This window comes from Pseudarthrobacter phenanthrenivorans (genome assembly GCF_000813845.1).
Lineage (GTDB): Bacteria > Actinomycetota > Actinomycetes > Actinomycetales > Micrococcaceae > Arthrobacter > Arthrobacter phenanthrenivorans_B.
In genome coordinates, this window is sequence record NZ_JWTB01000021.1 from 46,061 (window position 1) to 72,385 (window position 26,325).

Consider the following 26,325-nt stretch of genomic DNA (forward strand, 5'->3'; position numbering starts at 1 on the left):
GGCGGCATGCCGGTCCGGCGCCTGTTGCAATTGCTCACCGCCGCATTGTCGGCTGCCCTTGTCCTCGCCGGCTGTTCCGGCGGCAGCGCCCCGTCCGTGGTGGTCGGTGAGGCAAAACGCGGCGGAAGCGTCACGGTCGCGGAGGTCAACGCCTTTTCCTCCTTCAACCCTTACAGCGCCAACGGCAACACCGACATCAACTCGAAGATCGGCGCCATGACGCACTCCGGCTTCTACTACCTCGATGACAGTTCGAAAGTGGTCCGGAACGACAAGTTCGGCCACTTCGAGAAGGTCTCCGACCAGCCGCTGAAGGTGAAGTACACGGTCAATGAAGGTGTCAAGTGGTCGGACGGCGCACCCATTGGCGCCGCCGACCTCCTCCTGAGCTGGGCGGCCGGCTCCGGCTACTTCGACGACGTCGATCCGGCGGCCGGCAAAGGCACAAGGTACTTTGCAGCGGCCTCCGGCACTATGGGCCTGGCGGGCACGAAGTTTCCGGAGATCGGCGCGGACAACCGTTCCATCACCATTGAATACGCCGAACCCTACGCTGACTGGGAAGTGGCGTTCGACGTCGGACTCCCGGCCCACGTGGTCGCTGCCAAGAGCGGCCTCACGGACGAAGCGGACCTTGTGGACCTCCTCAAGGACACGCCGCGCGGCAACCCGGAGAAACCGGCCTCCCATCCAGCCTTGAAGAAGGTGAGCGATTTCTGGAACACCGGATTCGACACCAAAGCCGTTCCGGACGATCCAGCCCTCTACCTTTCCAGCGGCCCCTACATCGTGCGCGACATCGTCCCCGAAGTTTCCATGAAGCTTGTCCGCAACCGCGACTACGTCTGGGGCGCCGAACCGTGGCTGGACGAAATCAACGTCCGGTTCACGGGATCCGTGCCCGCTGCCGTCGATGCGCTCAGGAACGGCAAGGCGGACATCATCTCGCCCCAGCCCTCGGCGGCCACGGACAGCCTCCTCACGGGCTTGTCCGGCCAAGGGATCACCGTTGAGCGGTACAAGCAATCCGGCTACGACCACCTCGACCTGAACTTCTCTGGACCGTTCGCGGAGAAGGACGTCCGGGAGGCCTTCCTCAAAACGGTGCCGCGGCAGGCCATCGTTGATGCCGTGCTGGGAACGCAGGGACCGGACAACAAGCCACTGGACTCCCACGTGTTCCTGCCCGGACAGCCAAAGTACGCGGACACGGTCAAAAACAACGGGTCCTCGGACTACGCAGAAGTGGACATCGATGCGGCCAGGAAACTGCTGAAAGGCGCCACTCCCACTGTCCGGATCCTCTACAACCGGGACAACCCCAACCGGGCCAAGGCATTCGCGCTCATTCGGGACTCCGCCGGCCAGGCCGGATTCAACGTGGTCGACGGCGGGCAGGCAAGTGCGGACTGGGCAGCAACGCTGAGCCGCGGCGGCTATGACGCGTCCCTGTCCGGATGGATCGGCACAGAGGCAGGCGTCAGCCGGGTGCCCCAGATCTTCCGCACCGGCGCGGGCAGCAACTTCACCGGATATTCCGACGGCGACGCGGACAAGGTCATGGAGCAACTTGTTGTCACCACGGACCTGGGCAAACAGGACGAACTCCTGGCCGACATCGACAAGCACGTCTGGGAGGACGCCTACGGCCTCCCGCTCTACCAGACACTGGGGACGACGGCCTTCAACTCCCGGGTGGCCGGCGTCAAAACCAGTCCCGGCGCGCTGGGCGTGTGGTGGAATGTCTGGGAGTGGCGGCTGTCCGCCGCAGCCGCGCCGGCTTAGGTCTTTCGGCCCTTGCGGGGCCTTCACGTTGCCGATTCGCCGTCTGCCCTACCGGCGAGTAGCATGTGACGTGCATAACTACCAGTCAAGTACCGGCGTATTTGAGCGCGCCGGTCACGGTTTGGCAACGGAGTACCAGTATCTGGACTTCGTGCGGTTAGGCTAACTCGTATTATGTAGGTTTCGTCACAGCGGTGAGCTGCGTCCGGCCTACGGGGAAGCACAAGATTCCCCTATATCTCTCCCACAACTCATAGGAGGCGGAATGCGTTTTAGGCGCACTTCCAAAGCACTGGGCATCGTGGCAATCGCCGCGCTTGCCCTGACCGGGTGCGGCGCCGGCGGCGGCAGCACTGACGGGTCCAGCACTGCTGCCGGCGATCCGAACAAGGTCATTACCGCCTACAGCAACGAGCCACAAAACCCGTTGCTGCCGGCGAACACCAATGAGGTTTACGGCGGCCGCGTGGTCGAGCTCCTCTTCGAAGGCCTGCGCACCTACGATGCCAGCGGCAAGCCGGTCAACGCCCTGGCCGAGTCCATCGAGTCTTCCGACGCCCAGAATTGGACCATCAAGGTCAAGCAGGGCCAGAAGTTCACCAACGGTGAGGCCATCACGGCCAAGACCTTTGTGGACTCGTGGAACTTCGCCGCCAACTCCAAGAACCTGCAGAACAACGGCTTCTTCTTCGAATCCATCGCCGGGTACGAGGATGTCTCCGCTGTGAACCAGGAGAAGGGCGCGGACGGCAAGACCACCACCACGCCTGCACCCAAGGCCGACACCATGTCCGGTCTGGCAGCAACCGATGATTCCACCATCACGGTCAAGCTCGCCCAGCCTGAAGCCGACTGGTCCCTGCGCCTTGGCTACTCCGCCTTCTTCCCGCTTCCTTCCGCCGCACTGGCTGACCCCAAGACCTTCGGTGAGAACCCGGTCGGCAACGGCCCGTACAAGTTCGAGAAGCAGGGTTCCTGGGTACACGACCAGTCCATTTCCCTGGTCAAGAACGCCGATTACAAGGGACCGCGCGAGGCCAAGAACGGTGGCGTGACCTTCAAGTTCTACACCGATCCGGGCCCCGCATACACCGACCTCCAGTCGGACAACCTGGACATCACGGACGTTCTTCCGTCGAACGCCCTGAAGACCTATGTCTCCGATTTCCCGGACCGCAACTCCACCAAGCCGGTTGCCACCAACTCCACGCTGAACATCCCGCCGTACAACCCGAACTTCCAGGGTGAAGCCGGCAAGCTGCGCCGCCAGGCACTTTCCTACGCCATCAACCGCGAGGAAATCGCCAAGGTTGTCTTCAACGGCACCCGTACCCCGGCCAAGGCATTCGTTCCGCCGGTCATCGACGGCTTCAAGGAAGGCCTGAAGGGCAGCGAAGTCCTCAAGTTCGACGCCGCCAAGGCCAAGGACCTGTGGACACAGGCTGAGAAGATCAAGCCGTACGACGCCTCCAAGCCGCTCCAGATCGCCTCCAATACCGATGGCGGCAACAAGGAATGGATTGACGCCGTAGCCAACGGCTTCAAGAACAACCTCGGCATCCAGGCTGAAATCCAGCCTTTCGCCAAGTTCGCTGAAGTCCTGAACCTCCGCAAGTCCCAGCAGCTGCCGGGCCTGACCCGCGCAGGCTGGCAGGGTGACTACCCGTCGCTCTACAACTTCCTGGGACCGGTGTGGGCAACCAACGCCTCCTCCAACTACGAGAAGTACTCGAACCCTGAGTTCGACAACCTCCTCAAGGAGGGCCTGGCCGCGAAGAGCACCGACGAGGCCAACGACAAGTTCAACCAGGCCCAGGAAGTCCTGTTCCAGGACCTGCCCGGCCTGCCGCTCTGGGATCAGGCACGCCCGATCGTGTGGAGCAACAACATCGTGAAGGCCGAGACCGGCTGGAACGGCGGCATCCTGTACTACGGCATCACCGCCAAGTAGTCCCAGATCTAACTTGCCGTCAGGCTGATGGGGGTTCCGGTTGCGTCCGGGCCCCCATTGGCTTGCAAGCGGCAGGAAGGCATTCATGAACGCGTTTTCTTCCTTACCGGAAGGCAGGTGATCCTGTGATCCGGTTTATTCTGCGCCGACTCCTTCAGGTGATCCCTGTCTTCCTCGGCACTACCCTCCTGGTGTACTACATGGTGTTCGCCCTCCCCGGCGATCCCATCGCGGCACTCTTCGGCGACCGGCAGCCCCCGCAGGCGGTCATCGACACCCTCCGCAGCCAGTACAACCTGGACCAGCCCTTCTGGGTCCAGTACGGGCTGTTCCTCAAGAACCTCTTCACTTTCAACCTGGGCAATGACTTCACCGGGCAGCCCATCGCGGCAAGCCTTGCCCGTGTCTTCCCGGTGACGGCGATGCTCGCCATCGAGGCGCTGGCCATCCAGGCCGTCTTTGGTGTTGCTTTCGGTGTTTTCGCGGGCCTGCGCCGCGGCGGCTGGTTCGACTCCACCGTCCTGGTGGCCTCCTTGGTGGTCATCGCAGTCCCCACCTTCGTCCTGGGCTTCGTTTTCCAGCTGGTCTTCGGCGTGCAGCTCGGCTGGGCCAAACCCACGGTGGGTGCCAACGCCAACTGGGGCACCCTGCTGCTGCCCGCCGTCGTCCTTGGCCTCGTGTCCTTTGCCTATGTCCTGCGCCTGACCAGGGCATCGGTCAGCGAAAACATGAACGCTGACTACGTGCGGACCGCCACGGCAAAGGGCCTGTCCCGGCCGCGGGTGGTCGTAGCGCACATCCTGCGCAACTCGCTGATCCCGGTGGTGACCTACCTGGGCGCCAACCTTGGCGGCCTGATGGGTGGTGCCATCGTCACAGAAGGCATCTTCAACGTTCCCGGCGTCGGCAACAAGCTCTACCAGGCTGTCCTTCGCAGTGAAGGCCCCACCATCGTTTCCATCGTCAGCGTGCTGGTGCTGGTGTTCGTGGTGGCCAACCTGCTTGTCGATCTCCTGTACGCCTGGCTTGACCCGAGGATCCGCTATGACCAGTAATAACAGCCACTTTGTGGCCCCCATCGACGAGACACCGCTGCAGGCAACGGACGCCGTCAAGACAGACCAGGCCCCGCTCAGCCTGTGGGCCGACGCCTGGCGGAAGCTCCGCCGTCGTCCGCTGTTCATCATCTCGGCACTGCTGATCCTTGCCCTGATCGTGATTGCGCTGTTCCCGGGCCTCTTCACGTCCACGCCGCCCAACGAGGGCTGCGAGCTTGCCAACTCCGAAGGCGGCCCCACCGCCGGGCACCCGTTCGGCTTCACCTTCCAGGGCTGCGACGTCTACTCCAGGGTCATCCACGGCACCCAGGCCTCCCTTTCCGTGGGCCTGCTCTCGGTGCTGTGCGTGCTGGTCATCGGCGTGACGCTCGGTGCCCTCGCCGGCTACTACGGCGGCTGGATCGATGCCGTGCTGGCCCGCCTGGGTGACATCTTCTTCGCCCTGCCCCTGGTGCTGGGCGCCCTGGTGATCACGCAGCTGCCGCTGTTCCGCGAGAACAAGAGTGTCTGGACCGTGGTGTTCGTCATCTCGCTCCTGGCATGGCCGCAAATGGCAAGAATTACCCGCGGCGCCGTCATTGAGGTCCGCAACGCGGACTTCGTCACGGCCGCCCGCGCACTGGGCGTCTCGAAGTTCGGCGCCCTGATCCGCCACGTCCTTCCCAATGCGCTGGCTCCGATCATCGTGCTGGCCACCCTGGAACTTGGCGTATTCATCGTGGCCGAGGCCACCCTGTCCTTCCTGGGCATCGGCCTGCCCCAAAGCATCATGTCCTGGGGCAACGACATTGCAGGTGCGCAGGCGTCGATCAGGACGCGTCCGGAAATCATGCTTTACCCGGCCGCCGCGCTCTCCATCACCGTGTTGAGCTTCATCATGCTGGGCGACGCCGTGCGCGATGCCCTCGACCCGAAGAGCCGTCAGCGATGAGAGATAAAGAGATGACAACTCCAGACGTCCGCATTGATGAAGCCGGCACCACCGGCATCAGGCCGCTGCTCGAAATCCGTGACCTGGCCATCACCTTCAAAACCGGCGGCGGTGACGTCCAGGCGGTGCGGAACGCCCACCTGACCATCATGCCCGGTGAAACAGTGGCTATTGTTGGCGAATCAGGTTCGGGCAAGTCCACCACCGCGCTGGCCGCCATCGGCCTCTTGCCCAACAACGGCAGGGTGTCCGGCGGGCAGATCCTGCTTGATGGCGAGGACATCGCCCACGCGAGCGAGCAGCGGATGATCGAACTGCGCGGCAACACCATCGGCATGGTCCCGCAGGACCCGATGTCCAACCTGAACCCCGTGTGGAAGATCGGCTACCAGGTCAAGGAGACCTTGCGCGCCAACGGGCGGCCCAGCGGACCGGATGACATCGCCAAGGTGCTGTCCGAAGCTGGACTGCCGGACGCCAAGCGCCGGGCAGGCCAGTACCCGCACGAGTTCTCCGGCGGCATGCGCCAGCGCGCGCTGATCGCCATCGGCCTGTCCTGCCAGCCGCGCCTGCTGATCGCTGACGAACCGACGTCGGCCCTTGACGTCACGGTGCAGCGGCAGATCCTGGACCACCTGGAAAAGATGACCGACGAACTGGGCACCTCGGTCCTGCTGATCACCCACGACCTGGGCCTGGCCGCAGAGCGGGCGGACAAGGTCGTGGTGATGTACCAGGGCCGGGTGGTCGAAGCGGGACCGTCACTGGAACTGCTCCGCAACCCCCAGCACCCCTACACCAAGCGGTTGGTCGAGTCTGCCCCGTCCCTGGCCAGCCGCCGCATCCAGGTGGCCAAGGAACAGGGCGTGGAGACGGCGGATCTGCTGGCACCCGCCGCGGAGGCAGTGAAGTCCGAAACCTTCCTGCAGATCCAGGACCTGCGGAAGGTGTACAAGCTCCGCCAGGGGCTGGGCAAAGCCGCGGACTTCGCGGCCGTCGACGGTGTGAGCTTCGATGTCCGGCGCGGAACCACGACGGCGATCGTGGGGGAGTCGGGGTCCGGCAAGTCCACCGTGGCCAAGATGGTGCTGCAGCTGGAAAAGCCGACGGAGGGCAGGATCCTGTTCGACGGCGTCGACACCTCTGCGCTCAAGCCTGCCGAGCTGTTCAAGTTCCGCCGACGCGTCCAGCCGATCTTCCAGGACCCGTACGGTTCCCTCGACCCGATGTACAACATCTACCGCACCATCGAGGAGCCGCTCCGGGTCCACAAGATCGGAGACCAAGCCAGCCGGGAGAAGAAGGTCCGCACGCTGCTGGACCAGGTGGCTCTGCCCCAGTCCGCCATGCAGCGGTACCCGAACGAGCTCTCCGGCGGCCAGCGGCAGCGCGTGGCCATCGCCCGGGCGCTGGCACTGGACCCCGAGGTCATCATCTGTGATGAGGCCGTGTCCGCGCTGGACGTGCTGGTGCAGGCCCAGGTGCTGAACCTGCTCGCCGACCTGCAGGCCAACCTTGGGCTCACCTACCTCTTCATCACCCACGACCTTGCGGTGGTGCGGCAGATTGCCGACCACGTGTGCGTGATGGAGAAGGGCCGGCTGGTGGAGACCGGGTCCACGGACGAAGTCTTCGAGTCGCCCCGGCAGGATTACACCAAGGCACTGCTCAACGCCATCCCCGGCGCCAAGCTGATGCTTCCGCCCGAAGTGGCGTAGCGGTCATCGCCTGACAAAAGGCTGGAGCCGGGACCTGCGGGTCCCGGCTCCAGCGTTTTAAGTGCTGACTGCGTACTGCACCGCTGCACCGCTGCACCCAGGTTGGGTCAGTCCTGGTAACCGCCGTTGCCCCCGGCCACCGCGGCAAGGGGGCCCTGCCCAGCCGAGGTCTTCCGGTCCAGTCCGAGTTCACGCAGCCTGCCGGCGAGGATCCCGCCGAGGGCCGCCCGGCCGGCCGTGTTCATATGCACCGAATCGGCCAGGTCTTTCGTTAGTCCGTATCGGGTGAGCCAGTCGCCGACCGAAACAAAGGGCAGCCCGTGGGCGCCGGCCACCGACCCCAGCAAGGCATCCACTTCGCTCCGGCGGCCGCCGCCGTTGTCCGCTCCGCGCGCCAGGGTGCCGATCATCGCCATCCGCGTTCCGGGATAGCGGGCCTTCAGTTCGGCGATGAGCCGTTCCGCGTTTTCCGTAATGCGGGCATTGCTTGCGCCGCTGGCGGCGTCGTTTCCGCCGCCCTCGATGACGATCAGTGCCGGGGCGCCGGAGGGAAGCAGCCAGTCGCCGCGCTGCAGGGCATCGATGTAGTTGCCCGTGGCGCCGTTCGCTGCGACGTAGCCGGTCCCCCCGCGGCCGCAGAAGTACACGTTGTAGCCAGCCGAAGCCAGGCCGAGGCGGGGCCACCCGTCCGCGGGTTCCGACTGCGAATCGCCAATCAGCAGCACGGTCCGGTTGATATCCGGCACCACTGCTTCCATCCTGCCGTTGCCGGGGTTCCGGATCCGGGACGTGGCCGCTGCGGCAGTCACCGCCCCTCCGCCGCCGGGTTGCCCGCCTGCTGCCTGGGCATTGCCGGCCTGTCCGCCCGTCCACGGGCTCCCGTACGGGGACGCGCCGGTCCCCGCACACCCCGATACTCCCAGCACTGCCGACGCGGCGAGAAGGCCCGACAGCGCGGCGGCGGCAATCCGGGCGGAAGCCCGCGGATTCGCCTTGGCTGGGGGCATCGTTGTCTCCGGCTTGCTCAGGGGTGGACGCTGTGTCCCGCCATCATGCCACGCGCGCAGGGAAAAGAGTGAAATTCATCACATGACGGGCCGGCCGCCCCTGATCGCCGCGTTCCGCCGCCGGGCCATCCCGCTGGATTTTAGGCCTATAAATGGCACAGCGGCTAGAATGGTGGAAGGCGCCCTGTGCAAAGGGCCGAATCCGTCGTGCGTTCCAGTTGGAAATGTCGCGATACAACAGCTGACTCCACTGAATCGAGCCATTACGCATGTCTGAAACCACCACCAACACCGCGGTAGCCACTGCATCGCGCAGTGACCTGCGCAACGTCGCGATTGTGGCCCACGTTGACCACGGCAAGACCACCCTGGTCGACGCCATGCTCAAGCAGACCAACTCCTTTGCCGAGCACAACCACCTCGAGGACCGCGTGATGGACTCCGGTGACCTGGAGCGCGAAAAGGGCATCACCATCCTGGCCAAGAACACCACCGTGGCCTACAACGGTCCGTCTTCCAACGGCGAGACCATCACCATCAACGTCATTGACACCCCCGGCCACGCCGACTTCGGCGGCGAGGTTGAGCGCGGCCTATCCATGGTGGACGGCGTTGTGCTCCTCGTCGACTCCTCCGAGGGCCCGCTGCCCCAGACCCGCTTCGTGCTCCGCAAGGCCCTCGCCGCGCACCTGCCCGTCATCCTGCTGGTCAACAAGACCGACCGCCCCGACGCCCGCATCGACGAAGTGGTGCACGAGTCCATGGACCTGCTCCTGGGCCTGGCGTCCGACCTTGCCGACGAAGTGCCGGACCTGGACCTGGACAAGGTCCTGGAAGTACCCGTTGTCTACGCCGCCGCCAAGGTTGGCCGCGCCTCCCTGGAGCAGCCGGCCAACGGCTCCGCCCCGGACAACGAAGACCTTGAACCGCTGTTCAAGACCATCATCGAGCACATCCCGGCTCCCACCTACAACCCCGAGGGTGTCCTGCAGGCGCACGTCACCAACCTTGACGCCTCCCCGTTCCTGGGCCGCCTTGCCCTGCTCCGCATCTACAACGGCACGCTCCGCAAGGGCCAGCAGGTCGCCTGGGCCCGCCACAATGGTGAGCTGAAGACCGTCAAGATCACGGAACTGCTTGCCACCAAGGCACTGGAGCGCGTTCCGGCCGAATCCGCCGGTCCCGGCGAGATTGTCGCCGTCGCCGGTATCGAGGACATCACCATTGGTGAAACCCTCACCGACGTCGAGAACCCGCAGCCGCTGCCGCTGATCACCGTGGACGACCCCGCGATCTCCATGACCATCGGTATCAACACCTCCCCGCTGGCCGGCAAGGTCAAGGGCGCCAAGGTCACCGCCCGCCAGGTGAAGGACCGCCTGGACAAGGAACTGATCGGTAACGTCTCCATCAAGGTTCTCCCCACCGAGCGTCCCGACGCCTGGGAAGTCCAGGGCCGTGGCGAGCTGGCGCTGGCCATCCTCGTGGAGCAGATGCGCCGTGAAGGCTTCGAACTGACCGTCGGCAAGCCCCAGGTGGTCACCAAGACCATCGACGGCAAGATCCATGAGCCCATGGAGCACATGACCATCGACGTGCCCGAGGAATACCTGGGCGCCGTCACCCAGCTCATGGCCGCCCGCAAGGGCCGGATGACCAACATGGCCAACCACGGCACCGGCTGGTGCCGCATGGAGTTCATCGTTCCGGCCCGTGGCCTCATCGGCTTCCGCACCCGGTTCCTCACCGACACCCGCGGTGCAGGCATCGCAGCCTCCATCTCCGAAGGCTACGAGCCGTGGGCCGGCCCCATCGAGTACCGCACCAACGGTTCCATGATCGCCGACCGCGCCGGTGTTGTTACCCCGTTCGCCATGATCAACCTGCAGGAACGCGGCTCCTTCTTCGTGAAGCCGACGTCCGAGGTCTACGAGGGCATGATCGTGGGCGAGAACTCCCGCGCGGACGACATGGACGTCAACATCACCAAGGAAAAGAAGCTCACCAACATGCGTGCAGCTTCCTCCGACAGCTTCGAGAACCTGACCCCGCCGCGCGAGCTCACCCTCGAAGAATCCCTGGAATTCGCCCGTGAGGACGAATGCGTCGAGGTGACCCCGGAGGCGATCCGCATCCGCAAGGTCATCCTGGACACCAACGAGCGCGCGAAGGCCAACCGCGCCCGCGCCAAGGCATAACAACGCCCTGAACACACGGAATGCCACCGGCTTCGGCCGGTGGCATTCCGCGTTTAAGTTCGCGGCTGCGCGGTGAAACGCAGTCAGGCCGGGCAGCGGCAGTCCCGGCGCGGTGGGCCCTACACCGGGCGCGCCGCGCGGCGCGGGGGAGCGGGCGGGACTTCCTTGGCAGCCACAACACGCCCGAGCGGAATGACGACGTCGGCCTGCCGGGTCCGGACGGTGCAGGAACCGGCGTCACACGCCAGCAGATGGCCCAGGGCGTCCGTGAAGCCCTCGTCAAGGCGGTAGCGCACCACCACCCGGGTTCCGGGCGCGGCCGACGACAGGAACAGGACGGGCGCGGGGACGGGCTGACTCACCAGTTCATACTAGGGACCTCGGCTAGGTTCGCGGTAACGGGCTGGGAGATAATAGGCTCAGATGTCAACAGTCCGGCCATGCCGCCGGATGCAAGAGCCGGCGGGACGCCGGAACCCAACGTGGAGAGGCCAGGGACGTGACGTACGTAATCGCGCAGCCGTGTGTGGATGTTAAGGACAAGGCATGCATTGAGGAATGCCCGGTCGATTGCATCTATGAAGGCGAGCGTTCGCTGTACATCCATCCGGACGAGTGCGTCGACTGCGGCGCCTGCGAACCGGTCTGCCCCGTGGAGGCCATCTACTACGAGGATGACACCCCGGAGGAATGGGCCGACTACTACAAGGCCAACGTCGAGTTCTTCGACGACCTCGGTTCCCCCGGCGGCGCGGCCAAGATCGGCAACACGGGCAAGGACCACCCGATGATCGCCGCCCTGCCGCCGCAGAACCAAGACCACTGACCGGACGGAAAGTGACCGCAGCAGTGAATTCCTTTGGCCTGGACCTGCCCGACTACCCCTGGGAGGCCATGGCACCGTACCTGGCCAGGGCGTCGGAGCACCCCGGCGGAGCCGTAAACCTCTCCATCGGGACGCCCGTTGATCCCACGCCGCAACTGGTGCAGGACGCCCTGAAAGCGGCTGCGGATGCTCCCGGTTATCCCACCGTGCACGGCACCCCGGCGCTCCGCGAGGCCATTGCCGGCTGGTTCGAGCGGCGGCGCGGCGTGTCCGGCCTGGATCCCCGGAACATCATGCCCACCGTGGGGTCCAAGGAACTCGTTGCGTGGCTCCCGCTGCTGCTGGGCCTCAAGCCCGGAGACGTCGTCGTCCGTCCAAAGGTGGCCTACCCGACGTACGACATCGGCGCCACCCTTGCCGGCGTCACGTCCGTGGCCACGGACAACCTGGACGAACTCGATGACGCCACGCGTTCACGCGTCCGCCTTATCTGGGTCAATTCGCCCGGCAACCCCACCGGCAGCGTCCGCGATGCCGCATCACTCAAGTCACTGGTGGACCAGGCGCGTGACCTCGGCGCCGTGGTGGCCTCGGATGAATGCTACGCAGAGCTCGGCTGGGGCAGCTGGGACGTCCAGCGCGGCGGCCAGCGGGTCCCCAGCATCCTTGATCCCCGCGTGGCCGGCGGATCACACCAGGGCCTGCTGGCCGTGTACTCGCTGAGCAAGCAGTCCAACCTCGCCGGCTACCGCGCCGCCTTCGTGGCCGGCGATCCTGACCTGATGCCCAACCTGGTCAACAGCCGCAAGCACGCCGGCATGATCGTCCCCTACCCGGTCCAGGAAGCCATGCGGGTGGCTTTGGGCGACGACACCCACGTCGAAGCCCAGAAGGACCTCTACCGGGGCCGGCGGGAACGGCTGGTTCCAGCGCTGCTGGACTTCGGCCTGGAGATCAAGGATTCCGACGCCGGCCTCTACCTGTGGTCGACGGCGGGCGAGGACACCTGGGAAACTGTGGCGCGCCTGGCGGGCCTCGGGATCGTGGTGGGCCCCGGTGTCTTCTACGGCGACGCCGGCAACGGCTATGTCCGGGTGGCGCTGACCGGATCCGATGAACGCATCGATGCTGCGGTTGAACGGCTTGCGGGATCCGCTTCCTGAGGACACGTAACAATAGTGTGACTCGCCCCACATCCGGCGTGTTTTAGGCGGGATTGGAAGCCCCCGGATTAGTGACACCCGGCAAGGAGCGGTACTTTTTAAGTGACGATCAATGGTGGCTTTCTACAAGAAGGCAGCCCGGGTGTTGGAACCTGTCTCCTCAGGCTTCGGGCGCGGCTCACCTGATATTGGATCAAGCTTTCGACAGAGGCCGAAGACGCCTCATGAAGGGGACTCCATGACTGAGACCAACAATGCTGCGACCCTGCTCCATGCAGGTGGGGAGCTGAAGCTCCCGCGCATCCAGGTTGTTGAAGGGAACGAAGGTTACGACGTCTCCAAGCTGCTGAAGCAGACTGGTGCTGTCACGTTCGACCCCGGCTTCATGAACACCGCAGCAACCACCTCGGCGATCACCTACATCGACGGCGATGCGGGCATCCTGCGCTACCGCGGATACCCCATCGAGCAGCTGGCGCAGCACTCCAGCTTCCTCGAGGTGTCCTACCTGCTGATCTACGGCAACCTGCCCACGCCCACCGAGCTGGACGAGTTCGACCAGAAGATCCGCCGCCACACCCTGCTCCACGAGGAGCTCAAGGGCTTCTTCGGCGGCTTCCCGCGCGACGCGCACCCCATGCCGGTGCTGTCCTCGGCCGTGTCCGCGCTGTCCACGTTCTACCAGGACTCGCTGGATCCGTTCAACGCCGAGCAGGTGGAGGTGTCCACCATCCGCCTGATGGCCAAGCTGCCGGTCATCGCCGCGTACGCGCACAAGAAGTCCATCGGCCAGCCCATGCTGTACCCGGACAACTCCATGAACCTGGTGGAGAACTTCCTGCGCCTGAGCTTCGGCCTGCCCGCCGAGCAGTACGAGCTGGATCCGGTCATCGTCAAGGCCCTGGACCTGCTGCTCATCCTGCACGCGGACCACGAGCAGAACTGCTCCACCTCCACGGTCCGCCTGGTGGGTTCCTCCAACGCCAACCTCTTCGCCTCTGTTTCGGCCGGCATCAACGCCCTCTTCGGCCCCGCCCACGGCGGCGCCAACGAGGCCGTGCTGAAGATGCTCCGCCAGATCCAGGCCGAGGGCCTCAAGCCCGAGGACTACATGGAGAAGGTCAAGAACAAGGAGGACGGCGTCCGCCTCATGGGCTTCGGGCACCGCGTCTACAAGAACTACGACCCGCGCGCCAAGATCGTCAAGGCCACGGCCCACGAGATCCTCAGCAAGCTCGGCGGCAACGACGAACTCCTGGACATCGCCATGCGCCTGGAAGAGAAGGCGCTGAGCGATGACTACTTCATCCAGCGCAAGCTCTACCCGAACGTGGACTTCTACACCGGCCTGATCTACAAGGCCATGGGCTTCCCGGAGAAGATGTTCACCGTGCTGTTCGCCATCGGCCGCCTCCCGGGCTGGATTGCCCAGTGGCGCGAGATGATCAGCGATCCGAACACCAAGATCGGCCGCCCCCGCCAGCTGTACATCGGCGAACCGGAGCGGGACTACCCCGTCCGCTGACACGACGCTTCAGGGCCATGACGACGACGGCCGCCCACCTTCCACAGGTGGGCGGCCGTTTCGCGTTGAGACACCATCGACTGCCGCATACTTGTCGTTTTGGGGCTCCATAACGACAAGTGGTCAGCAATCGATGGGGAGGGCAGGGTCAGGAAGCGTAGCCCTGGGGGTTGTTCTTCTGCCAGCGCCAGTGGTCCTCGCACATCTGGTCCACGGTCTTGGTGGTGGACCAGCTCAGGTCCGCCAGGGCCGAGGTGGCGTCCGCCCAGAATGCGGGAAGGTCTCCGGCGCGGCGGCCGGTGATCTCGTAGGGGATCGGTTTGCCCACGGCCTTCTCGAAGGAACGCAGGACCTCAAGGACGGAGGAGCCCTTGCCCGAGCCCAGGTTCCAGCGGAACACGCCGGTCCGGCCCGCGATGTGGTTCAGCGCCGCGACATGCCCTTCCGCCAGGTCCACCACGTGGATGTAGTCGCGCAGGCAGGTGCCGTCCGGGGTGTCGTAGTCGCCGCCGAACACCATGAGCTTCTCGCGCCGGCCCACGGCAACCTGGGCGATGAACGGCACCAGGTTGTTGGGGATGCCCTGCGGGTCTTCGCCGATCCGTCCTGAGGGGTGGGCGCCCACCGGGTTGAAGTAGCGCAGCAGTGCTATGTGCCAGCGGGGATCGGCTGCGCCGAGGTCGGAGAGGATGTCCTCGATCTGTTCCTTGGTGCGGCCGTAGGGGTTGTTGGCGCCGATCTCCATCTTTTCCACATAGGGGATGGGGTTGTGCTCGCCATAGACCGTGGCCGATGAGCTGAAGACGATGGAACGTACCTCGTGCCGGTCCATGACCCGGATCAGGTTCAGGGTGCCTACAAGGTTGTTGTAGTAGTACTTCAGCGGCTCCTGCACCGATTCCCCCACGGCCTTGAGCCCGGCGAAGTGGATGACGGCGTCGATGCCCGCGCCGTCAAACACCTTTTCGACGGCGGCCTCGTCCACCAGGTCCACGTGGTGGAACTCCGCGGTCTTGCCGCTGAGTTCCGCCACGCGGCGCAGCGACTCCTCGCTGGAGTTGACCAGGTTGTCGATGACGACCACGTCGTGGCCGGCTTCCTGCAGGGAAAGAACAGTGTGGGAACCGATGTACCCGGTGCCCCCCGTTACCAAGATTTTCATGCCTCAACGCTATCCCACGGGAAGCGGTCCCCGCCCCTGTGTCCCGGATGGTGGCGGCCCGGTGCGGCAGTGGAAGCACAAGTGTGCTAATAAGAATGGTGCCCAAAATAGTAGACGCCGGTGCCAGGCGGCAGGATGTGGTCCAGGCGGTCCTCCGCATTATCGCTGTTGACGGGTTGGAGCGGGCCTCCCTGCGGGAAGTGGCCGATGAGGCAGGGCTGGCCGTGGGGTCGGTCCGGCATTACTTCGCGGGCAGCGAGGAACTCCTGGCGTTCACGTTCGGCACGGTGGTGGACCGGGTGGTTGGCCGGCTGGAGGCCCTGTTGCCGCCGGTGCAGGAGGCCGTCCGGGACAGCCCTGGGCAGCGCGAGGCGGTGTTAACCCTCCTGGGCGGCATGCTCCCCCTTGACGAGGAATCAGCGGTGGAGGCCTGCGCCTGGCTGGCCTTCAAGAACGCGGCACGCATCAGGCCGTTCCTTGCCGCGGAAGCCGACCGCAGCCACCGGGAGGTCGCCGCCATCGTGGGCGCGGTGGTTGCCTCCGTGCTGCCCGGTGATGAGCCGCAGGAGAACCTGGTGGTGGAAGCCGAGCGGCTCCTGGCCACGCTGGACGGGCTGTGCATGCATGCCCTGCTGCAACCTGGCTGGATGACGGCCCGCATGTGCCGGGACGTCCTTGAACGGCACCTGGACGGCCTGCCGCGGTAAGCAACTGATCCGTCCTTCCCCCGGTCCTGGCACTACCGCGGATAGGCTGCGGGAATAGACTGATAGCCGGTATGCCGGACGGGCGCGTGGCGCCCGGCAGAAGTGGGCCAGGGAAGGACTTTGGATGCAGTACGCAGGCGGTTCAGGATGGCAGATCACCACCGATACGTCCGGACCGATGATGATTGCGCTCTACGTCCGGGACGCCGCCGGCCTCAATGGTGTGGGCCGCCCCGTACTTTCGCATACGGCGCCCAAGATCCGGCCGGCCGACCACACCCACCTGACCTCCGACGTCGGTGGCCTCAGCGCGCTGAAGACTGAATGGGAGGCATGGTGGGAGCAGCTGGTCAAGGCCCACCCGCATATGGCGCCGGAGCTTTCACCGCCCAGTTTCGAGGCCTTCGGCAACTCGCCGGCACTTCAGCGGGTGCTCCAGGCCCACTTCGGTGCAGCCTTGACCTGGGCCAGGGAACGCCGGAGCGAGTACGCCGAACTTGAAGCCGAACGCGTGGCCACCGGAACTGACCAGTTGCTGGGCGAGATGGTGGACGACAGGCTGATGGAAGTGGGCCGGGACTCGCGCGACTTCACGCTGACCATCATCGAGCTGCCGCTGGATGAGCAGCGTGCCTGGTACCTGGAGCCGGACAAGATCATCATGAGCCAGGAGCTTATGGGCCAGCCCGAACTGTTCCGCAGCTATGTCCAGCCGGTGCTGGAGATCCTGGTCTAGCGCCCCGCACGGCAGGACGACGGCGGCACTCAGCTCCCGCCGTCGTCCTTGCGCACGGTGATGCGCACCTGGCCGCTGGCCGCGCCGGACTCCTGCCAGCCGTCCTCGCCCGTCCTGCGCCAGGTGTGGCCGGCGGCCTCCACCTGGGTCACTGACAAGTCCTTGGCGTTGGCTACCGCCCACTGGGCAACCGACCATGCAAACGCCCCGTCTGCGTCCACCACCAGGGCGGTGCCGTCCACCCGCGCGTCCACGCCGCCGTACGCCTGCTCAAGCTCGGTGGCAACGGTTGTGGTGTTCCCGCCGGCCATGGCGGAGCGAAGCGTGCACTGGACTCCGGCCGGGGTCTGCCCGGTAAGCCCGGACGCGAACGCGCGTCCCATGTCTTCGTGCTGGGCGTACGCCTTGGGGTAGGCGGACCGCTGTACCCGCTGGGCGGCGTCGGTGATGTCCAGCGTCTCATAGCCCGGGATCTTCACCAGCGCGTCATAGAAGGCGTTGACGGCATAGTAGGGATCCATGATCTGCTCCTCGGTGCCCCAGCCCTGGGACGGGCGCTGCTGGAACAGGCCGCGCGAGTCAGGGCCCGCCTGGTCACCGTGCTCGATGTTGCGCAGCTTGGATTCCTGCATGGCGGTGGCCAGGGCGATGGTGGCCGCACGCGGGGGGAGGCCCCGCCGCACGGCTGTGGCCGTGATCAGGGCTGCGTTGGCTGCCTGGTCCGGTGCCAGTTCCCCGCTCCGACCGGCCGCCGAAGCAGTGCAGCGTTCCGAAACCAGCGTTTCGGAACGCTGCACGAAGTACACGGCTGTGTAGATTCCGCCTGCCAGCAGGGCAAGGGTGAGCAGCAGCACCGCCAGGCGGCGCAGGCCGCGCCTGCGCGCCACAGACAGAGGTGCCACGAAGAGACTAGTTGGCGTGCAGGGCGTCGTTCAGTTCCACGGTCTGGCCCTTGCGGGGGAGAGCCTCCACCGCGCCCGTGGTGGAGTTGCGGCGGAACAGCAGGTTGGGGACGCCGGAGAGCTCTGCAGCCTTGACGATCCTGGTGGTGTCCTCGCCCACTTCGTCCTTGGGGCCCGGAACGCGGACGCGGGTGCCGGCCGTGACGTAGAGGCCGGCTTCCACTACCGAATCGTCACCGATGCTGATGCCTACGCCGGAGTTCGCGCCGAGCAGCACACGCTCGCCGATGGTGATCTTCTCCTTGCCGCCGCCCGAAAGGGTGCCCATGATGGAGGCGCCGCCGCCGACGTCGCTGCCGTCGCCGGTGACGACGCCCGCGGAAATGCGGCCTTCCACCATGGAGGTTCCCAGGGTTCCGGCGTTGAAGTTGACGAAGCCCTCATGCATGACGGTGGTGCCGGCCGCGAGGTGCGCACCCAGGCGGACGCGGTCGGCGTCGGCGATGCGCACACCGCTGGGAACCACGTAGTCCACCATGCGCGGGAACTTGTCGATGCCGTAGACGGTGACCGCGCCGCGGCGGCGCAGCCGTGCACGCGTCAGTTCGAAGCCTTCGACGGCGGCCGGGCCGAAGTTGGTCCACACGACGTTGGGAAGCTTGCCGAAGATGCCGTCCAGGTTGATGGTGTTGGGCTGGACCAGGCGGTGCGAGAGCAGATGGAGCCGGAGGTAGGCGTCGGCGGTGTCGGCGGGGGCTTCATCGAGGTTGATCTGGACAAAGACCACCTTCTGCTCGGTGCCGCGGTCTTCGTCCCTGCCGTTTTCGGCGATGCTGGTCAGGGTCTCGTCGGCGTTCTCCACGGAGCGGAGGTTCCTGGCCGCGACGCCGAGTGCCGGTGCGGGGAACCAGACATCCAGGACGGTGGCCTCGCTGCCGGAGGTGGCGATGGTGGCCACGCCAAAGCCGTAGGCGGAGCGGTCATCAGCGGAGGAGGTCAGGGTTTCGGGCACAGCGGAAGAAGCGGTCTCAGTCATGTGCCCCAGTCTATCGAGGGCCGGGCAGCCGGTTCGAACTAGACTGGCTTCGTGACTGCCGAAACCGCGCCCGAATCTGCCGTGACCACCCTCGACCTCCGCCAGGACGTGGCGTTGTTGACCGCAGCGCTGATGGATATCAACAGCGTCTCGGGCAATGAGCAGCAGCTGGCCGACGCCGTCGAAACCGCATTGCTGCAGATTCCGCAGCTGTCCGTGGTCCGCGACGGCGACGCCATCATTGCCCGTACCGAGCTTGGCCTGGGTGAGCGCGTGATCCTCGCCGGCCACCTGGACACCGTCCCGCTGCCCCTGACGGAGGGCTCCCGCGGCACAGTCCCCTCAACGTGGGACTCCGGAGTTCCGGGCGAGGGCGTCCTCTACGGCCGCGGTGCCACGGACATGAAGGGCGGCGTGGCGGTCCAGCTGGCCCTGGCCGCAGGCCTGTTCGACGGCGGCACGCAGCCCAAGCGGGACGTCACCTTTGTCTTCTACGACCATGAAGAAGTGGAGGCGGTCAAGAGCGGACTGGGCCGCCTTGTGCGCAACCATGGGGACCTGTTGGACGGTGACTTCGCCATCCTTTTGGAGCCCACGGACGGCGCCGTGGAGGGTGGCTGCAACGGCACCAGCCGGTTCGAGGCGAGCACGGTGGGGGAAGCCGCGCACTCGGCCCGCGCATGGATGGGCAGCAATGCCATCCATGCCGCAGCACCGATTCTGGCGCGCCTGGCCGCCTACGAACCACGGACCATCAACGTTGACGGACTGGACTACCGGGAAAGCCTCAACGCCGTGAAGATCAACGGCGGCACCGCGGGCAACGTCATCCCGGACCGCTGCGTGGTGGAGATCAACTACCGGTTCGCGCCGGACAAGACGCCGGACCAGGCCGAAGCCCACGTCCGGGAACTGCTGGCCGGCTTCGACGTCGTCCGCACCGACGCCGCCGCGGGAGCCCGTCCCGGACTGCAGCACCCGGCCGCCGCCTCCTTCGTGGCCGCCGTCGGAGCCGAGCCCAAGCCTAAATACGGCTGGACCGACGTCGCCCGTTTCAGCGAGCTGGGTATCCCGGCGGTGAACTTCGGACCCGGCGATGCGCTGCTGGCGCACAAGGACAACGAGCACGTCCACGCCGACGCCATCCGCAAGTGCCTCGCCGCGCTGCAAAGCTGGCTGTCCTCCTGACGCATGACGCATGACGCGAAAAGGTCCGGAACCCGTGGGGGAGTTCCGGACCTTTATCGTTGCCTGGGGCGTTGCTGCTAGGGAGCAGCGGCCTCCAGGACATCGGGTTCCGCTTTCGCCGTACCGCCGGCCGCCTTCTTGGAACCGCGGCGCTCGATCCACACCGCAAGCCGCGACACCGAGATGTTGATGGCAATGTAGATGGCCGCCGCCACGAAGAAGATCGGGAACAGGTACTGCGTGCCCAGGAAGTCCGCCATGACCTGGACGGCGCGCAGCAGCTCGCCGTACGCCACGATGTAGCCGAGGGATGTGTCCTTCAACAGCACCACCATCTGAGCCACGAGTGAGGGCATCATGCGCCGGATCGCCTGCGGCAGTTCGATCAGCATGCGTGACTTGTAGCTGGTCAGGCCGATGGCAAGGCCGGCTTCACGCTGGCCCTTGGGAAGGGACTGGATGCCGGCGCGGATGATTTCGGCGAACACGGCGGCGTTGTACAGCACCAGGCCGGCCACGACGGCAATGAACGCGGAGGTGCCGAAGCCCAGCAGGATGAAGAGCATCATCAGGACCACCGGCATGCCGCGCAGGAACTCCAGGATGACCCGCATCGGGACGCGGATCCAGGCGGCATCGGAGATGCGCAGCAGGCAGAGCAGCAGGCCCAGCGGGAAGGCGATGACTGCCGCCAGTGCCGCGGCGGACAGGGTGGACCCGAGCCCGTTCCCGAGCAGGCGCCACACGTCCGCGCGGGTGAAGATCTGCCAGCGGCGCGCCTCGAAGATGCCCTGCTGCCCAAGGGTCAGGACGATCCAGGCCAGCAGGCCGAGAATCAGCAGGCCGCCGATGATGGAGGCAATGAGGGAGAACCGGCGCGCTTTGGGGCCGGGAACGTCGTAGAGAACCGAGCTCATCGGGCAATCGCCACCTTTCGTTCCACCGTGTTGGCGAGGATTCCCAACGGAACGGTGAGGAGCAGATAGAAGAACGCCGTGCCGAGCAGGACGGTGATGACGGCGTCGCCGTTGGCGTTGGCCAGCTGGCGGCCATAACCGAAGAGTTCGAGGACGAAGAAGGCGCCGGCCACGGAGGAGTTCTTGACCAGGGCGATCAGGATGTTGATGAGCGGCGGGATCACCGTCCGCAAGGCCTGGGGGAGGATGATGAGCGAGAGCACCTGGCCGAACTTCATGCCGATGCTGCGGGCTGCCTCGGCCTGGCCGACGGGAACGCTGTTGACACCCGAACGGACAGCTTCGGCGATGAACGCTGCGGTGTAGGTGCTGAGGGCGATGATCGCTGCAACCTCGAACTGCTCGAACTTGACCCCGATGCGGGGGAGCACGACTGCTGCGAAGAAGAACGCGATGGTCAGCGGGGTGTTGCGGAGTACCTCCACGTAGACGGTGCTGAAACCGCGGAGCGCCGCGACCGGGGAAACGCGCGCCGCGGCCAGTAGGGTGCCAAGGATCAACGCGAAGATACCGGAGACGACGGACAGGAAAAGTGTGCGGAGAAAACCCTCCCAGTACAGGGGCAGGTTTTCAATGATGACGTCCATATAATCCTTCGGCTGTATGCGTGGACGGATGAAGGCGGCGCTGCCGGGGCCGTGGTCAGGCCCCGGCAGCGTTGCGGACGCTACTTAGTAACGGTCGATGGCGGGAAGGCTGGGAGCGGTCTTGATGACCGAACCGGCGGTGGCTTCCCAGGCCTTCTTGTAGGAGCCGTCCTTCTCGAAGGACTCCAGCTGGTCGTTGATCCAGCTGCGGAACTCGGTGTCGCCCTTCTTCAGGCCGATGCCGTAGGGCTCCTTGGTGAAGGTTTCATCCGACGCCAGCTTGAAGGCATCCGGTTCCTTGTCGACGAAGCCGGCGAGGATCACGTTGTCCGTGGTGACAGCCTCAACCTGCTTGTTGCGCAGCGGCTCCAGGCAGGCGGAGTAAGTGGCGGCCGGGACCAGTTCCGCGCCGTACTTGTCCACGATGGTGGCGGCGGGGGTGGAGCCGGTCACGGAGCAGACCTTCTTGCCCTTGACGTCCTCGGGCTTCTTGATGGTGTCGTTGTCCTTGTTCACCATGAGGGCCTGGCCGGCTTCGTAGTACGGGCCGGCGAAGTCCACAACCTGCTTGCGCTTGTCGCTGATGGTGTAGGTGGCGATGACGATGTCCACCTTGCCCTGCTCGATGAAGGGCTCGCGGTTGGCCGACACAGTCTCGGACCACTCGATCTTGTCCGCGGCGATGCCCAGCTTGGCGGCGATCAGCTTGCCGATTTCAACGTCGAAACCGACGGGCTTGCCGTCGAGGCCCACCTGGCCGAACAGCGGCTGGTCGAACTTGGTGCCGATCTTGATGGTGCCCGCAGAGGACAGCTTTGCCATGGTGGTTCCGGCAGCGAAGGACGGCTTCTCCACCGGGCTCGGGTTGCTGGAACCGCCGGAGTCGCCTCCGCCGCAGGCGCTGAGGGACAGGGCAAGGGCAGCGGTAGCTGCCACGACGAAGGACTTCCGCCGGGACATAAATGCCTTCATGACATTCCTTTCATTGTTGGCCGTGGGTATCCGGCCTGGATGCGAACTGACGTGTGGTTGTTCGGATAAGTCAGTGGGTGAGGAGCTTGGACAGGAAGTCCTTGGCGCGGTCGCTCTTCGGGTTGGTGAAGAACTCCTCCGGGGTGTCATCCTCCACGATCTGGCCGTCGGCCATGAAGACGACGCGGTCGGCCGCCTTGCGGGCGAAGCCCATCTCGTGGGTCACCACGATCATGGTCATGCCTTCCTTGGCCAGCTGGACCATGACATCGAGGACCTCGTTGATCATTTCGGGGTCGAGCGCGGACGTCGGCTCGTCGAACAGCATGACCTTCGGCTTCATTGCCAGGGCCCGCGCAATCGCAACGCGCTGCTGCTGGCCACCGGAGAGCTGGGCCGGCAGTTTGGGGGCCTGGTGGCCCACGCCTACGCGTTCCAGGAGCGCCATTGCGTCCTTTTCCGCCTCGGCCTTGGAAACGCCTTTGACCTTGATGGGCCCGAGGGTCACGTTTTCAAGGATGGTCTTGTGGGCGAACAGGTTGAACGACTGGAAGACCATTCCGACGTCGGCGCGGAGCTGGGCGAGTTCCTTGCCTTCCTCGGGGAGGACTTTCCCGTCGATGCTGATGGTTCCGCCCTCAATCGTTTCCAGGCGGTTGATGGCCCGGCAGAGGGTGGACTTACCGGAGCCTGAGGGCCCGATGACCACAACAACCTCGCCCTTGCGGACCTGCAGGTTGATGTCCTTCAAAACGTGCAGCTGGCCGTAATGCTTGTTAACGGCGTTCAGGGAGACGAGAGCATCGCCGGGCACATGAGTATCCATAGGAACGAATCTAGCGAACAACGCTGCGTTATGACGCCAATCACCCCAAGTTCATGCCGATCGTGATTCAAGAGATACCTGGCGCTGGAGGTTAGCCTAGGGGAATGAGTATCAACGCAGATCCGGCCAAGAATTCCCAGCCGCGCCGTAAGGGGCCCCTTGAGCTGCGCCGCAAGCAGGCGGCCGTGGAAATGTCGGACCAGCATCTGCTCGATACCAAGGGCCCGGGCCAGTTTGTCCACACGGACCCCTGGCGGGTCCTGCGGATCCAGAGCGAATTCGTGGAAGGCTTCGGCGCCCTCGCGGACATCGGCAAAGCGGTCAGCGTCTTCGGATCGGCACGCACCAAACCAGGCAGCACCTACTACGAGATGGGCGTGGAAGTGGGCCGCAAGCTCGCCGAAGCCGGCGTGGCGGTGATCACTGGCGGCGGCCCGGGCTCGATGGAGGCGGCCAACCGGGGGACGGTCGAAGGCAACGGCGTGTCGGTGGGCCTGGGCATCGAACTGCCGTTCGAGCAGGGCCTCAACCAGTGGGTGGACCTCGGGATCAACTTCCGCTACTTCTTCGCCCGGAAGACCATGTTCGTCAAATACGCGCAGGGCTTCATCGTGCTGCCCGGCGGGCTGGGCACGCTGGATGAACTGTTTGAGGCCATGGTCCTGGTGCAGACCCGGAAGGTGACCTCCTTCCCCATCGTGCTTCTCGGCATCGACTTCTGGGGGCCCATGATCGACTGGATCCGCGGCACGCTGGTGGCCGAAGGCATGGTTTCGGAGAAGGACCTCGACCTTATCCAGCTGGTGGACGACCCCGCGGAAGCAGTGGACCGGGTCCTGCACGGCGGAGTGACCCCTTCCCTGAACGGGGAGCAGCGGCCCGAGTAGCGGCGCGCCGGAGTCCGCGCCGCCGGTCTGGCACGATGGAACAGTGAGTTTCTTTCTGGTCTTCCTCGCCGTAGCGCTGGTAGCGGCGGTCCTTTGGGCCGTCTTGGGCGGCCGTACCCGCAAAACGCGCGGCGCTGCGCTGCCCACCCTGCTGGATGGCGGCTTCGACGAGCCGCAGGCCAACCTTCCGCCGGTACTGCTGCCGGAGAACGCAGGACCGGAGGACTTGGCCCGGCTGCGTTTCTCGCTGGGCCTGCGCGGCTACCGGATGGACCAGGTGGACCAGGTGCTGGACGAACTGGCGGACCAGCTGGCCGCCCGGAACACGGAACTTGCGGAGCTCCGTGCCCGGCTGGCAGCAAAGGAACACCATCCCGGGCAGCCGTCCGGCGGCGGACCCGCGCCTGCAGCGGACGCACGGGAAGACGCGGACCCGGAAGCCGCGGACGGTGGCGCCGGCAGCGTGCGCCCTGAGAGTGCCGTGCAGGGGAAGGGCGGCCTGTGAGCACCGTGGCCCGCCGTGGCCCGCTTGCCTCCGCTGGCGGTGTGGCCCGCCGGGCCGCCGGAGCGGTCCGGGGCTGGCCCTGGTGGGTCCAGGTCACCGCCCTCTACGCCGGTGCACGGCTGGTCTCCGCCTGCATCTTCATGGCCGCGGCACTCCATCAGGGACCCAATCCGTGGTTTCCGGCCAAGCCGGACTACTGGAACTTCATCAATATCTGGGATGCCCGCTGGTACGCGCAGGTCATCGCCTCCGGCTACCCCTCGGCGCTTCCCTTGGACGCCGCCGGCAACGTGCAGGAGAACACGTGGGCGTTCTATCCGCTCTTTCCGGTGCTGGCCGGCGGACTGAGCCGCCTCACGGGCCTGGCTCCTGCTGCCTCCCTGACCCTCGTGGCCATGCTGGCAGGCTGGGGTGCGGCGCTGGCGGTGTACGCCCTTTTCCGGCAGAAGGCCCAGCGCGCTGCTGCCATGTGGGGTGTTGCCTTCTTTTCCGCGTTTCCCGTTTCCGCTGTCCTGCAGGTGCCATACGCTGAGCCCCTGTCCCTCCTGCTGCTCGCGGCGGCCCTGCTCCTGGTGGTGCGGCGCGAGTACCTCTGGGCCATCCCCGTGGTGGTGCTGCTGTGCCTCTCCCGGCCGGTCGGCGTCCCCTTCGCCGCGATGACGGGGCTGCTGCTGGTCTTCCGCGCAGCCACCTACGCACGCGGCGGGAACCGTCCGGCCGGCGACGACGCACACTCCGTCCGGGACCTGGCGGCGCTGACCGGGCTTACCGCCGTCGCCGGCCTGTCGGCACTTGCCTGGCCGGCGGCCGCCTGGGCCGCGACGGGTGACCCGCAGGCTTACACCAAGACCGAAACCGTCTGGCGCGGCCAGGACCTGGTCCCGTTCAAGCCGTGGTTCGATACCGGCGTCGAACTCTTCGGCCCCGTGCTGGGCATCCTGGCCCCGCTGGTTTTCGTCGTCCTGTTCGCCGTGATGCTGTTCCTGCCCCCCGTGGTGCGCCTCGGCGTCGAACTTCGGCTGTGGTGCGCCTGCTACATGGGCTACCTGGTGGTGTTCCTGCATCCCCAGACCAGCACGTTCAGGATGCTGCTTCCACTGTTTCCGCTGGCCCTCGGTGCGGCCTTCCTCTCCCGGTCCAGGGCCTACCGGGGGACGGTGGTGGTCATGTTCCTGCTGCTCCAGATCGTCTGGATCGTCTGGCTGTGGGCCTGGGCGCAGCTGCCCGGCGGAGGGGATTATCCGCCCTGACAAATCCAGCTTCCGCGCAGGTCAGACCCGGAAAAACACCGGCAGGGAAATGTCCATCGATTAGCTACGTGCGGGTAATTCCGGGATAATGATAGGTAAGCAAGGACATAGCATTCAGAAAACGAGCAGCCTTGGCGGTGGAAGCACCACCCCGCCATAGCGGCCTGATCGACATGCGGACACAGCCCGCCCGGGCTGATCAGTCCTGGGACAAAATGGAGGGGAATTCCTCATGGCGGCTATGAAACCACGCACCGGCGACGGCCCAATGGAAGTCACCAAGGAGGGCCGCAGCCTGATCATGCGCGTCCCGCTCGAAGGCGGCGGACGCCTGGTGGTCGAACTGAACGCTGCCGAAGCAGCCAACCTCAAGGAATGCCTGGTAGGCGTTACCGAATAGTCGTACCGGTCAGGGTGCGCAGCCCGCG

Annotated in this window: 25 protein-coding genes; 16 read left to right on the forward strand and 9 right to left on the reverse strand. The window is 65.6% G+C overall.

Going from position 1 to position 26,325, the window contains the following annotated elements; all coding sequences use genetic code 11:
* Positions 1 to 6 precede the first annotated feature (6 nt).
* The 5 genes from RM50_RS11595 (at position 7) to RM50_RS11615 (ending at position 7,443) form a co-directional block, all read left to right on the forward strand.
* The gene (locus tag RM50_RS11595) at positions 7 to 1,785 is read left to right on the forward strand and encodes an ABC transporter family substrate-binding protein (protein ID WP_043452718.1); all 1,779 of its coding nucleotides are present in this window, start codon (positions 7 to 9) and stop codon (positions 1,783 to 1,785) included.
* 265 nt (positions 1,786 to 2,050) lie between these two features.
* The gene (locus RM50_RS11600) at positions 2,051 to 3,736 is read left to right on the forward strand and encodes a peptide ABC transporter substrate-binding protein (RefSeq protein WP_043452722.1); all 1,686 of its coding nucleotides are present in this window, start codon (positions 2,051 to 2,053) and stop codon (positions 3,734 to 3,736) included.
* Between the two features lie 125 nt (positions 3,737 to 3,861).
* Positions 3,862 to 4,791, forward strand: coding sequence for an ABC transporter permease (locus RM50_RS11605; protein WP_043452724.1), 930 nt, complete (start codon positions 3,862 to 3,864; stop codon positions 4,789 to 4,791).
* A complete protein-coding gene (locus RM50_RS11610) occupies positions 4,781 to 5,725 on the forward strand; it encodes an ABC transporter permease (protein ID WP_043452726.1) in 945 nt (314 codons plus the stop codon). Before RM50_RS11605 ends, RM50_RS11610 begins: the two co-directional genes overlap by 11 nt.
* A gap of 11 nt (positions 5,726 to 5,736) precedes the next feature.
* Complete coding sequence (locus tag RM50_RS11615; protein ID WP_043452729.1) at positions 5,737 to 7,443, forward strand: dipeptide ABC transporter ATP-binding protein; 1,707 nt, start codon at positions 5,737 to 5,739, stop codon at positions 7,441 to 7,443.
* Between the two features lie 107 nt (positions 7,444 to 7,550).
* Here the strand turns inward: RM50_RS11615 and RM50_RS11620 are convergent, their stop codons facing one another.
* Positions 7,551 to 8,450, reverse strand: coding sequence for an SGNH/GDSL hydrolase family protein (locus tag RM50_RS11620; protein WP_043452730.1), 900 nt, complete (start codon positions 8,448 to 8,450; stop codon positions 7,551 to 7,553).
* Positions 8,451 to 8,719: 269 nt separating this feature from the next.
* Here RM50_RS11620 and typA point away from each other — a divergent pair, with 269 nt between their 5' ends.
* Positions 8,720 to 10,648 (forward strand): translational GTPase TypA, encoded by a 1,929-nt coding sequence (gene typA, locus RM50_RS11625; protein WP_043452732.1) that lies wholly within the window; start codon positions 8,720 to 8,722, stop codon positions 10,646 to 10,648.
* Positions 10,649 to 10,767: 119 nt separating this feature from the next.
* On the opposite strand, the gene RM50_RS11630 is transcribed toward typA, so the two are convergent.
* A complete protein-coding gene (locus tag RM50_RS11630) occupies positions 10,768 to 11,010 on the reverse strand; it encodes a hypothetical protein (protein ID WP_052260190.1) in 243 nt (80 codons plus the stop codon).
* A 137-nt stretch (positions 11,011 to 11,147) separates the two neighbouring features.
* Here RM50_RS11630 and fdxA point away from each other — a divergent pair, with 137 nt between their 5' ends.
* From fdxA to RM50_RS11645, 3 genes are all read left to right on the forward strand, one after another.
* Entirely contained in the window at positions 11,148 to 11,474 is a 327-nt protein-coding gene (fdxA, locus tag RM50_RS11635; RefSeq protein WP_013601705.1) for a ferredoxin, read from the forward strand.
* An 11-nt stretch (positions 11,475 to 11,485) separates the two neighbouring features.
* Positions 11,486 to 12,637, forward strand: coding sequence for a succinyldiaminopimelate transaminase (gene dapC, locus RM50_RS11640; RefSeq protein WP_043452735.1), 1,152 nt, complete (start codon positions 11,486 to 11,488; stop codon positions 12,635 to 12,637).
* A gap of 238 nt (positions 12,638 to 12,875) precedes the next feature.
* Positions 12,876 to 14,162: a citrate synthase gene (locus tag RM50_RS11645; protein WP_018768605.1), complete on the forward strand. Its 1,287-nt coding sequence runs from the start codon at positions 12,876 to 12,878 to the stop codon at positions 14,160 to 14,162.
* Between the two features lie 148 nt (positions 14,163 to 14,310).
* Here RM50_RS11645 and galE read toward each other — a convergent pair whose 3' ends face one another.
* Complete coding sequence (gene galE, locus RM50_RS11650) at positions 14,311 to 15,324, reverse strand: UDP-glucose 4-epimerase GalE (protein ID WP_043452737.1); 1,014 nt, start codon at positions 15,322 to 15,324, stop codon at positions 14,311 to 14,313.
* 98 nt (positions 15,325 to 15,422) lie between these two features.
* On the opposite strand from galE, the gene RM50_RS11655 reads away from it, so the two are divergent.
* Both RM50_RS11655 and RM50_RS11660 read left to right on the forward strand, forming a co-directional pair.
* Positions 15,423 to 16,031 (forward strand): TetR/AcrR family transcriptional regulator, encoded by a 609-nt coding sequence (locus RM50_RS11655; protein WP_043452775.1) that lies wholly within the window; start codon positions 15,423 to 15,425, stop codon positions 16,029 to 16,031.
* Positions 16,032 to 16,155: 124 nt separating this feature from the next.
* A complete protein-coding gene (locus RM50_RS11660) occupies positions 16,156 to 16,767 on the forward strand; it encodes a hypothetical protein (protein WP_043452739.1) in 612 nt (203 codons plus the stop codon).
* Between the two features lie 29 nt (positions 16,768 to 16,796).
* Here RM50_RS11660 and RM50_RS11665 read toward each other — a convergent pair whose 3' ends face one another.
* Complete coding sequence (locus RM50_RS11665; RefSeq protein WP_043452740.1) at positions 16,797 to 17,654, reverse strand: hypothetical protein; 858 nt, start codon at positions 17,652 to 17,654, stop codon at positions 16,797 to 16,799.
* Between the two features lie 22 nt (positions 17,655 to 17,676).
* Complete coding sequence (gene dapD / locus RM50_RS11670; protein ID WP_043452742.1) at positions 17,677 to 18,705, reverse strand: 2,3,4,5-tetrahydropyridine-2,6-dicarboxylate N-succinyltransferase; 1,029 nt, start codon at positions 18,703 to 18,705, stop codon at positions 17,677 to 17,679.
* A gap of 51 nt (positions 18,706 to 18,756) precedes the next feature.
* Between dapD and dapE the strand changes: the two genes are divergently transcribed.
* A complete protein-coding gene (gene dapE / locus RM50_RS11675; protein WP_043452744.1) occupies positions 18,757 to 19,893 on the forward strand; it encodes a succinyl-diaminopimelate desuccinylase in 1,137 nt (378 codons plus the stop codon).
* A 77-nt stretch (positions 19,894 to 19,970) separates the two neighbouring features.
* On the opposite strand, the gene RM50_RS11680 is transcribed toward dapE, so the two are convergent.
* The 4 genes from RM50_RS11680 to RM50_RS11695 form a co-directional block, all read right to left on the reverse strand.
* Positions 19,971 to 20,810 carry an amino acid ABC transporter permease gene (locus RM50_RS11680; RefSeq protein ID WP_043452746.1) on the reverse strand — a complete coding sequence of 280 codons (840 nt, stop codon included), beginning with the start codon at positions 20,808 to 20,810 and terminating at the stop codon, positions 19,971 to 19,973.
* Complete coding sequence (locus RM50_RS11685; protein WP_043452748.1) at positions 20,807 to 21,457, reverse strand: amino acid ABC transporter permease; 651 nt, start codon at positions 21,455 to 21,457, stop codon at positions 20,807 to 20,809. The genes RM50_RS11680 and RM50_RS11685 overlap by 4 nt, the downstream gene beginning before the upstream one ends.
* Positions 21,458 to 21,541: 84 nt before the next feature.
* Positions 21,542 to 22,429 (reverse strand): glutamate ABC transporter substrate-binding protein, encoded by an 888-nt coding sequence (locus tag RM50_RS11690; protein WP_043452749.1) that lies wholly within the window; start codon positions 22,427 to 22,429, stop codon positions 21,542 to 21,544.
* A gap of 70 nt (positions 22,430 to 22,499) precedes the next feature.
* Positions 22,500 to 23,255, reverse strand: coding sequence for an amino acid ABC transporter ATP-binding protein (locus RM50_RS11695; RefSeq protein ID WP_043452751.1), 756 nt, complete (start codon positions 23,253 to 23,255; stop codon positions 22,500 to 22,502).
* 104 nt (positions 23,256 to 23,359) lie between these two features.
* Between RM50_RS11695 and RM50_RS11700 the strand changes: the two genes are divergently transcribed.
* From RM50_RS11700 to RM50_RS20385, 4 genes are all read left to right on the forward strand, one after another.
* Positions 23,360 to 24,142: a TIGR00730 family Rossman fold protein gene (locus tag RM50_RS11700; RefSeq protein ID WP_043452752.1), complete on the forward strand. Its 783-nt coding sequence runs from the start codon at positions 23,360 to 23,362 to the stop codon at positions 24,140 to 24,142.
* 43 nt (positions 24,143 to 24,185) lie between these two features.
* Positions 24,186 to 24,647 carry a DivIVA domain-containing protein gene (locus tag RM50_RS11705; protein WP_043452756.1) on the forward strand — a complete coding sequence of 154 codons (462 nt, stop codon included), beginning with the start codon at positions 24,186 to 24,188 and terminating at the stop codon, positions 24,645 to 24,647.
* On the forward strand, positions 24,644 to 25,897 hold the full coding sequence (locus tag RM50_RS11710) for a hypothetical protein (RefSeq protein ID WP_043452757.1): 1,254 nt from the start codon (positions 24,644 to 24,646) through the stop codon (positions 25,895 to 25,897). The genes RM50_RS11705 and RM50_RS11710 overlap by 4 nt, the downstream gene beginning before the upstream one ends.
* A 232-nt stretch (positions 25,898 to 26,129) precedes the next feature.
* On the forward strand, positions 26,130 to 26,297 hold the full coding sequence (locus RM50_RS20385) for a DUF3117 domain-containing protein (RefSeq protein ID WP_009357720.1): 168 nt from the start codon (positions 26,130 to 26,132) through the stop codon (positions 26,295 to 26,297).
* Positions 26,298 to 26,325: the final 28 nt, after the last annotated feature.